This window comes from uncultured Campylobacter sp. (genome assembly GCF_963517995.1).
Taxonomy (GTDB): Bacteria; Campylobacterota; Campylobacteria; order Campylobacterales; family Campylobacteraceae; genus Campylobacter_A.
The window spans coordinates 1-6,967 of record NZ_CAUQHQ010000118.1; the positions used below are offsets into that span (position 1 = coordinate 1).

Consider the following 6,967-nt stretch of genomic DNA (forward strand, 5'->3'; position numbering starts at 1 on the left):
TACGCGTAGCTAACTTTCAAGATGCCGTAAACGTCTTTAGCCAGGGCGCTACGCAGAGCGCAAAAATTTCAAAATACGTCGAAAATAAAACCATCGGCATCATCGGCAAGATCAACCGCGTAACGTATTTGCAAACGGCTTACTCTAACGTTATAAACGAAAGAGGATATGATGAAAATATGGAGCGCCAGGCTCAAAATTTAAGCGCATGGTATGAGAGCGCCGCACCGTATTTCGCAAACTCAAAAAGCTTTGAAAAAGCTAGCGTACCGGCAACACAAATCAGCGACCTAGTAATGGCAAATCTAGAAGAGTCAAAGAACGGATACGACATAAAAGATATCCAAAAATTCGTCGATAGATTTACCAAAGTCAAACAAGCAAGCGGCGAGATATTTAAAATCATAGACTTGGCCATAGAAGAAAGCGCCAAATAAAAAAACCTTGAAATTTAAGTCATTTGGCTTAAATTTCAAGCCTATATACAGCAAATGTCGCCAAGCATCAAATTTGCGCTAAATAAGCTTAAGCGGATTCTTATCTGCTACTTCGCCTTGCTACATATAACTCTTATAGATTTTAAAATAACGCTATACGGTCCTTTTATCAAAACTTCGTTGCGAGCACTTTGCTTATTTCGTATCTTTGGCGTTGCTATATGCCTAAACCTCACCTCTCTACATCCACAACTAAGCCGCATAAAGCAAAATACGTTCTTTAGATGAAGCGTGAAATTGGCTTCTACTTAGCGTTATCATTGTTATATGCTTGAGAAATTTCTTTTAAATTTATTTAATCTATATTTAGCATACCTTTGTCTACTTGTAGCGATAAAGTAAGTCGTGGCTCTCGCGCTTAACTTTACTTTATTATTTGTTGCCAATAAGATGCCCTATATTGAGAAACTCTGATAATATAGGCAATTAACTCGCTAGTATAGCAGGAATATAAACTCTTTGCCGTCATGCTTTAGCATATCTACTTCGATACGTTTGCACTCTTTAAAAATATAGTTTTGGTCATAACTACTATTTATTTGCTTAAGCTTAAATTAAAAAACTTTTAAGAAATATCACTGTTCTCTCCAAATTTTAAAGCGCAAGGTTACTGATCTAACCAAGAATCAAATGCAAATCCGCAAATTTTAAATATAAAACTCAAAAACGGCTGGAAATTTTACCAACTTTAAATTTAACCGGATTTTAAATCCAAAACCCGCTAACTTCGGCTGATTTAAAGACGGTACGCATTAAATATACCGATCAAAATATAAAGATAAAAACTAATTTTCGTTCAACGAGACTTGAAGCTAAAGTCGGTCAAATAGTCCCGCAAGCAAAGTTTTAGCTTATCTTATACCTAAAATTTGAAAGCTTTTTATAAAAATTAGCATAGGCGCAGCCGCTAAATTTAACAAACGCAAGCAAAAGCCCAAGTATGGCTAGCCGCTAAATTTACCGAAATCACGCTAAATCGCTAGCAACGGCACATCAAAAGTACCTGCGTAAAATCTCGAAATTTATGAAAGGCAAAACCCCATAATTCGCTAAATTTACCCTAGAAACGGCATACAAAATGCGCAACTAAAAACCGTAAGTCATGAAATATAATAAGTTTGCGCCCGCAATTTAAGCATTTTAATTTTTGACAAAATTAACAAAAAGCAAAGGCAAGCGACGCTCGCCTGCCATCGCTTTAAATTTGACCCAATTCCAAAGCAAATTCGGTCAAATTTAAATACAAATTTAGCCCAGCAGTCTCTTTGCGCACTCGCTTATGCTCTTGCCGTCGCTTCTAGCGCCGATTTTTTCTTTGGCCGCTTTCATCACCGCGCCGATATTTGCGCCCTCGCCTAGTCCTGCGATGATCTCTTTGATCTGAGCTTCTAGCTCGTCCGCGCTTAGTTGTTTAGGCAAATATCCGTTTATGATGTCGATCTCTTTTTGCTCGTTTTGCGCCAGATCGTCCCTACCGCCGTTTTTATACTGCTCGATAGAGTCCATGCGGCGTTTGATCTGGGTTTGCAGGATCGGTAGCACCTTTTCGTCCGTCATTTCGGCACGCTCATCGACTTCGACTTGCTTGATGACCGAGTTTACGAGCCTTAGCGTGTCGCGGCGAAAGTTGTCTTTTTCTTTCATCGCAGTCTTGATGTCCTCTAAAATTTGCTCTCTAATCGTCATTTTTTCTCCTTTAAATTTAAGTGGGCAAATTATAACGAAGCTAAAATTTAAAGCTAATAAAACCGCCTAAATTTGGCTTGCTTAAGAAAAATATAGTTATAATTAGCCATTCATTTTTAAAAGGACTTGCTTGAGAAGCGACAATCTCTTTGCATTTGCGATCTTTATAATTACCGCGTTTGGATTTTTCGTTTGGGGCTATCAGTACATCCCGACTCATCACTTTTTACTTTTTAGTATCGCTAGTATTTTCGGTATCTTTATGGCGTTTAACATCGGCGGCAACGACGTCGCAAACTCCTTTGGCACGAGCGTAGGCGCCAAGACCGTCACGATAAAGCAAGCCCTTGTTATAGCTGCTATTTTCGAGCTTAGCGGCGCGATATTTGCAGGCGGCGAGGTAACCAAAACCATCCGCGAAGGCATCGTAAGCTTCCCGCAGGAGGGCACGGAGCCGATGCTTTTCGTGCTGATTATGATGTCGGCGCTTTTAAGCTCGGGTATTTGGCTATTTATCGCGTCTAAAAAGGGACTACCTATCTCCACGACCCACTCGATCGTTGGCGGTATCGTTGGCGCCGGGCTTACGATGGGCTTTACGACGATGGGCGGAGATAAGGCTCTAGCTATGGTTTCCTGGGGCGAGATAGGCAGGATCGCCGTTAGTTGGGTGATCTCGCCGCTTCTAGGAGGCATCCTTTCTTACTTCATTTACGGCTACATAAAATCTAAAATTTTGATCCCGACTCGCAAATTTACCCTAGAGCTAAAGGTGCTAAAACGCGAGCGTAAAGCCTATAAAGAGCGCTATCTACAAGAGCTAAAAACAAAACCCGAAAGCGAGCAGATAAGGATACTAAGCAAGATCGCAGTCCTTGACGACGACGACGTAGAAAGCGGCGAACGCAGCGAATACAAGCTCGCTATAAAAGCCATGAAAGAGCGCGAAAAAGAGATCGATACGTCAAAAGCCATGCGCAAACACATCCCTACGGTAGCGGGCATCGGCGCGATCATCATCTCATCGATGATGCTTTTTAAAGGGCTTGAGCATCTAAATTTAGACCTAGGTTTTATCGGCACGATCTGGATTATCTGCGTCATCGGCATAGTCACCTATCTCGCCACGCTTGCGATGATAAACGTGATGAAAAAAGACAACGCCGAAAAGAGCACGAACCGCATTTTCTCGTGGTTTCAGATATTTACAGCCTCCTCGTTTGCCTTCTCTCACGGCGCCAACGACATCGAAAACGCCGTGGGTCCGTTTGCCGAGATCCTAGACGTGCTAAAAACAGGCTCGATAAACGCTACCGCACCGGTGCCGGGAATTGCGATGGTGACATTTGGCATCTCGCTCGTGGTCGGGCTTTGGTTTCTAGGCAAAGAGGTTATCGCTACCATCGGTAGCAAGCTAGCCGAGATCCTGCCTACGACGGGCTTTAGCGCCGAGTTAGCGGCTAGTACCGTTATCCTGCTAGCCACAAAGCTAGGTATCCCGGTCTCCTCGACGCACATCCTCATTGGCGCGGTGCTTGGCATCGGTATCCTAAACCGCGACGCCAACTGGAAAATGGTCAAGCCTATCGTACTTGCTTGGGTTATCACGCTACCGATCGCAGGCGGCTCGGCGGCGCTCATTTATATGCTGTTAAAAACGGTGCTAGGGTTATAAATTTAACCCGTAGTTTGGGCGCGGATTTGTCGTTTGCTTACGTAAATTTTAATCTAAAGCTCGTAAAATCGGCGACGATTTTATAAATTTGGGCTAAATTTAGCACGCTCTTTGCCGTGCAAATTTGCGTTTAAAATTTATCGCTTGCATTCGACATTTGCGTTCGGTCGGTAATTTTTAAAAAAGGAGAAATATGAGTAAAATTTTATCCGCCGCACTTGCGGCCTCGCTTGCTTTTACGCTCATAAACGCGCAAGGATACGCAGCAATGCCGATGCCTAGAGCAGATACGTCAAATTTTATGCCGAGCAAAAATGCTAAATTCGTATCGCAAACGGCCGACGATGCGCCCCAAAAAGTAAATTCAGTCGATATCTACGTCTCAAATCTCTACTCGGCAAGCGGCGGCGTGCCTAATTACGTACGCGTTTACGATGCGATAGACGGCCTACTCATGGCAAATAACGTAGAAAGTCTGCAAAAGGCGATAAAAATCATCGAAGATGCGCCGGGGCTAGTCGCGCCTAGCACGTTAATGACGGTTGCCGCGCGCGCCTTTGATCTGGGGCTAAAGGACGAGGCGGCATTTTGGTTTTATGTCGGCAAAAATAGATTCATCGTTTTTACCGAGGTCTTAGACGTAAAAGACCCGGTATTTGCCTCCACTATGGACGTAAATTTAGCCTTCGTTAAGCTTGTAGGCGACGTAATAAATCCCTACGCCTTTTGCGATCTAAGAAAGCAACGAGCCGCCGTTTTACGGGCAAACGAATGGACGAAAGCTCACCCTTACGAGGCGGTGTTTTTAGAGCGATTCCCGTCTAAATTTAAAGATCGCAAAGCCGCGCTCAAAAATGCCGAAGGCTTATTAGAAAAAAGTCTGCAAAAACAAGACGAGTATTTTGCGGATCCCAAAAATAAAGAAGAATTTTTTAAAAAACGCAAGCAAAATCGCGCCGACGAGAGATTTTGCGACTAATTGCAAACTAAATTTAAACACGTCGGCTAAATTTACAGATAAATTTTGCACCATAGGCAAAGCGGGTAAGCAAGCCAAAATTTAGACTAAATTTGCGGTTAAATCTAACAAGCGCGCAAAATCATGCTAAATCAGCCAGAATGCATATCGGTTTTGCGGGTACAAAGCGGCAAAAATCTAAAGCCTAAATTTAGATGAAGCGGTTTTATAAATTTAGCTTCAAATTTTGGCTAAAATTATAGCAATCGCCGCACATAAAGCGATAAGAGCTTAAAAACGCGGCGCTAAATTTAGACTTCAGCTTAAAAGTAAGCAGCCGCCACAAGTCAAACGCGCTAAAAAGCGGAAAAACAAACGAAAGGAGCAGACGATGGATACAAACAAAAAGTCTAAAAACGGCTTTAGCATTCGCGACTTGTTTTTTAAACCAAGACGCGACGATTTGCGCTCCCCTCGCACCCCCCCCCATAGCCTTGGATGCACGGGCGGACAAAAATAGGCGAATTTACGCGAGGGTTTTGCGGTAAATTTAAATAAATACAAACTAAAGTTAAAGGAAAAATATGGGACTATTTAAAAAGATATTAGGCGACGAGTCGGACGCGAAAAATGGCAAAGGCGCAAACAAAGAAGAAAACGAGCCGGTGTTTTACGCAGACGGCGAAGATGCGGCGATGCTAGAGGCTTTTAGACGGGCCAGAGGGAGCTTTAGGTACTTTTGGCGCGAGCTATACTGGGAAAATCACCGCATTATCCCGGGGCTTGACTTCGCTTGCGTCAAGGTCGCCTTCTCGCAAGATATCGGCGGCCATACGGAGGTCGAGCACATGTGGATAAACGACGTGTATTTTGACGGCGAGCGCGTTTACGGCGTGCTAGCCAACGACCCAGGCATACTAACTAGCGTCGCAAGCGGCGACGAAGTCGCGGTGCCGCTAGAGCAAATCAGCGACTGGATGTTTGCGGTAGATGATAGAGCATACGGCGGCTTTAGCGTACAAGCCATGCGTAAAGCTATGAGTCAGGACGAGCGCGCCGAACACGACGAGGCATGGGGGCTAGATTTTGGCGATCCGGACGTAGTTTTGCTAGCCTACGAGCAAGATACGCATCCGCAAAATCTCATCGAGCATCCGATGAGCGTAAATATGAAAGAAGAGTTGCAAAAGTTTTTAAGCCAAAATCCAAAAGAGATAACCCAGACCGACGATGAGGGCTATACGATGCTCCACCGCGAGGCGATAGCCGGCAACCGTACGGCGGTCGAGATCTTGCTCGCTAAGGGCGCTGATAAAAACGCTAAAAATATCCACGGCAAAACCGCGCTAGACTACGCTAGGGCGCTTGGCTGGGACCACGTAGCGCAGGCGCTTTGCCAGTAGCTTATACTGGCAAGAAAGCTTAAATTTACGGCTCAAATTTTACTTTGCGAGCTTATAGCGCCGCACACCCGGCCCTTTGCCGTCGGTAAATTGACCTAGTGTCGTATAAAAGCAAAATCGCGGTTACGGGCTTACAAACAAGCCTTCTGCCGCGATTACGTATCTAAATCCCTCCTACAAAATTAAGCCCGAAGAATTTAACGTATAAGTCCGCTATCTCTTTAGACGCTTCTTCTACGACTCGGTTTAGCTCATCGTTGTTTATCGTTGCGTTGTTATCGCCCTGCGGCATCTTTGCTCCTTCGTTTTTGTATTAGTTTATTAGATATTAATTTTTCTTTGTCTTGACCACTTATGTTGGCGTCGATATAGATTACTTTGGATGGATTATTTTTTAAGCCATCCCAAAAGTTTATCATATTTTTAAGTTTATTTTTTTCGTTTGCCCAGTACATAAATGTGCGAGTGTCGCCAAATGTCCCATCTTTATCTGGACAATACCGCTCTCCATTTTCTATAGACATACGTATCAATAAAGGTATGGTCTGATTTTTGTCTATTTCTTTTTTCCATGTATCAACGTGCCATCTATAACTTTTATAACACTTTTTATACGCCTCTTTCAGCTCCTCGCTAGTAGGTTGCCCCGAAACATTGTTGTCTAGGAGCAAATTTAGCATAGGTTCGTAGTTTGGCATATATTCCATATCTTTAAAATAGTTGCCGTTCTCGTCAAAATACCCCATAC

General features: G+C 43.6%; 5 protein-coding genes and 2 pseudogenes. 4 read left to right on the forward strand and 3 right to left on the reverse strand.

The genetic code is table 11. The features are described from left to right. A pseudogene (locus tag RYL88_RS10350) lies at positions 1-437 on the forward strand (transcriptional regulator); the annotation flags it as partial. Between the two features lie 1,308 nt (positions 438-1,745). Here the strand turns inward: RYL88_RS10350 and RYL88_RS10355 are convergent. Further along, positions 1,746-2,183: a GatB/YqeY domain-containing protein gene (locus RYL88_RS10355; RefSeq protein ID WP_314991089.1), complete on the reverse strand. Its 438-nt coding sequence runs from the start codon at positions 2,181-2,183 to the stop codon at positions 1,746-1,748. Positions 2,184-2,313: 130 nt separating this feature from the next. Here RYL88_RS10355 and RYL88_RS10360 point away from each other — a divergent pair, with 130 nt between their 5' ends. The 3 genes from RYL88_RS10360 to RYL88_RS10370 all read left to right on the forward strand — a co-directional run bounded on the left by RYL88_RS10360 (position 2,314) and on the right by RYL88_RS10370 (position 6,219). Next, positions 2,314-3,858 carry an anion permease gene (locus RYL88_RS10360; RefSeq protein ID WP_314991090.1) on the forward strand — a complete coding sequence of 515 codons (1,545 nt, stop codon included), beginning with the start codon at positions 2,314-2,316 and terminating at the stop codon, positions 3,856-3,858. A 193-nt stretch (positions 3,859-4,051) separates the two neighbouring features. Then, positions 4,052-4,837 (forward strand): cytochrome-c oxidase, encoded by a 786-nt coding sequence (locus RYL88_RS10365; RefSeq protein WP_314991092.1) that lies wholly within the window; start codon positions 4,052-4,054, stop codon positions 4,835-4,837. A 563-nt stretch (positions 4,838-5,400) separates the two neighbouring features. Beyond that, positions 5,401-6,219 carry a DUF2314 domain-containing protein gene (locus tag RYL88_RS10370; protein WP_314991094.1) on the forward strand — a complete coding sequence of 273 codons (819 nt, stop codon included), beginning with the start codon at positions 5,401-5,403 and terminating at the stop codon, positions 6,217-6,219. A 163-nt stretch (positions 6,220-6,382) separates the two neighbouring features. Here the strand turns inward: RYL88_RS10370 and RYL88_RS10375 are convergent, their stop codons facing one another. Both RYL88_RS10375 and RYL88_RS10380 read right to left on the reverse strand, forming a co-directional pair. After that, positions 6,383-6,511: a hypothetical protein gene (locus RYL88_RS10375; RefSeq protein WP_314991096.1), complete on the reverse strand. Its 129-nt coding sequence runs from the start codon at positions 6,509-6,511 to the stop codon at positions 6,383-6,385. Further along, a pseudogene (locus RYL88_RS10380) lies at positions 6,495-6,967 on the reverse strand (ankyrin repeat domain-containing protein); the annotation flags it as partial. The pseudogene RYL88_RS10380 and the gene RYL88_RS10375, both read right to left, overlap by 17 nt.

What these genes read in the sequence shown, in the direction of transcription:
- RYL88_RS10355 (WP_314991089.1), bottom strand. Translation starts at nt 2,183, where the DNA reads ATGACGATTAGAGAGCAAATTTTAGAGGACATCAAGACTGCGATGAAA.
- RYL88_RS10365 (WP_314991092.1), top strand. Translation starts at nt 4,052, where the DNA reads ATGAGTAAAATTTTATCCGCCGCACTTGCGGCCTCGCTTGCTTTTACG.
- RYL88_RS10370 (WP_314991094.1), top strand. Translation starts at nt 5,401, where the DNA reads ATGGGACTATTTAAAAAGATATTAGGCGACGAGTCGGACGCGAAAAAT.
- RYL88_RS10375 (WP_314991096.1), bottom strand. Translation starts at nt 6,511, where the DNA reads ATGCCGCAGGGCGATAACAACGCAACGATAAACAACGATGAGCTAAAC.